This window comes from Nocardia sp. NPDC058497, assembly GCF_042720195.1.
Lineage (GTDB): Bacteria > Actinomycetota > Actinomycetes > Mycobacteriales > Mycobacteriaceae > Nocardia.
In genome coordinates this window covers 589-2405 of sequence record NZ_JBHXMY010000757.1, presented here as the reverse complement: position 1 = coordinate 2405, position 1817 = coordinate 589, and the positions used below count along the sequence as shown (strand labels likewise).

At 68.1% G+C, this 1817-nt stretch carries 3 protein-coding genes; 1 reads left to right on the top strand and 2 read right to left on the bottom strand.

Features of this window, described 5'->3' with window-relative positions:
* On the bottom strand, nucleotides 1-233 hold a 233-nt coding region (locus tag ACFWPJ_RS30515), incomplete at its 3' end, for a diiron oxygenase (RefSeq protein WP_378856630.1).
* A gap of 100 nt (nucleotides 234-333) precedes the next feature.
* Nucleotides 334-1194, bottom strand: coding sequence for an oxygenase MpaB family protein (locus ACFWPJ_RS30510; RefSeq protein WP_378856628.1), 861 nt, complete (start codon nucleotides 1192-1194; stop codon nucleotides 334-336).
* Between the two features lie 90 nt (nucleotides 1195-1284).
* On the opposite strand from ACFWPJ_RS30510, the gene ACFWPJ_RS30505 reads away from it, so the two are divergent.
* Nucleotides 1285-1817: oxygenase MpaB family protein (locus ACFWPJ_RS30505; RefSeq protein ID WP_378856626.1), on the top strand; the 533-nt coding region annotated here is incomplete at its 3' end.

Below are 1817 nucleotides of genomic sequence, written 5' to 3'. Positions count from 1 at the left end.
ATGGCGATCTGCTTGTCGACCGGCTGCGCCTTGTACCAGGGGTGGCGGCCCAGCGGGTCCTCGTCGGGCATGATCCAGCGCGGATCGTCGGAATGAACGGCGAATTCCGGCGAATCCCAGTCGATGTCGACGTACGGATCGAAGTGTTTGGTCACGGACCCTTCGGACAGGTTCCGCAGGATCTCGTGGTATCCGGGTTCCCCCGGACGCTTGGCGGCAGTGGACAGCGTCATCGATGTCTCCTCAGTACGGTGCTCCACCCAGTTTAGTGGTACTTGCGGTACCACACAAGAGTTGGCGCTACTAAGTGTTACACCTACCTCGGCCGACGACCTAGACGAGCGACTTACCCTTCGCCCTGCGCGCCCGCATATCGGTGAGCAGCCGCGGGAACGGCTGCGCACGCCAGTCGGCGGGCAGCACCGCGAGCACCCGGCCGATACCGCGCATGACCAGCTCGAACACCCGCTGCCGACGTGGGCTCCAGGCCAGCCCGAGGCTGTCGCGGAACTGCTGCGGGAGGTATCCCGTGACGAAGAACCGGTTGATCCGCCGCCCGGTGATGCGGATGAGCCAGGGCTGGGGTCCGAGATCCACGATGTGCTCGAGCAGGTAGCCGCGAACCTCGTCGTCGAGGGACAGCTCGCCGAGCATCGAATCCCAGTAGCGGGCGAAGGCGGCGCGGTCGGCGGGCCACATCTCGGCCGGTACCTGCAGCGCCGTGCCGAATCGCGCCGAGTCCCGGTACAGCTCGTCGGCGAACGTCTCGTCCAGTTCACCGAACAGGAACTGGAGCGAATCGAGGGTGCCGCGGTAGATGCAGGCGGCTACCCACAGCTGCAGCCTCGGGTCGAACGCGTTGTATTTCACCGGGCCGCCGGGCCGGTTGCGCACCTGTCGATGCGAGGTCCCGACCGCTTCCTTGAAGGCCGCCCTGTCCTCGTCGGTGCCGAGCATCGCGACCGCGAGATAGGTCAGCGTGGTCCGGCCGCGTTTGCCGGGATTCGTTGCGTAGCTACCGGATTCCACCGTGCTCTCCACCACGCCCCGGCCGACCGGCAGCAGGCTCAGCTGCATGACCACATTGGCCGGTCCGCCCAGGATCGCACCGGCCCCGGTGAGGTAGCGACGCCTGCGTGCAGGGTCGTCGTCGGTGGGGTTCTGCGGGTGCGATGTCGCGGCAGGCTGAGACATGGCGGACCTCCGAGAGAGTGAGAGATTATCTCAATCAGACTCTCACCATCTCGGCGACCAACGGCATCGAGCCTGCGAGCGGGTCCGCTCTTGCGGCGCCACCTCGGCGATCGGCGATTCCTGTTGACGCTGCCGCGGGCAGTCGGCCTGCAGGTGCTGCACCCGGTCATCGCGCCCGCGCTGCTCGAGCACGCGCCCAACCGCCTGTGGCTGCACAAGAAGCGCAGCGTCTCGCAGATGATCTACCTGGCCTACGCCGGGCGGCCGGCGGATTCGGTGATCCGCTTCGCCCACGAGCACGTGAAGGGCGTCGACGACCGGGGGCAGCGCTATCACGCGTTGCATCCCGAGGTGTTCCTGTTCCGGCACGGCACCTACCCGCGGGCGCAGCACGCGCGATGCAGCATCCCCGTGCGGTCGAGCTGTTCGGAATCCGGCCACGTCCGGCCGATGCCGCAGCGCTGCGCGCCGTTGCCCTCACAGCTCGTACCGGATACTCGCTGGCGCCCAAGCGAATTCGCTACGTATCGCAGGCCAGGCTCCGGCCTGCGAGATGAGGCGTGGGGGGGCGGCCGCGGGGGGGGGGGGGGCCGCGGCGGCGCCCGAGACGCCCGCGCGCTAGG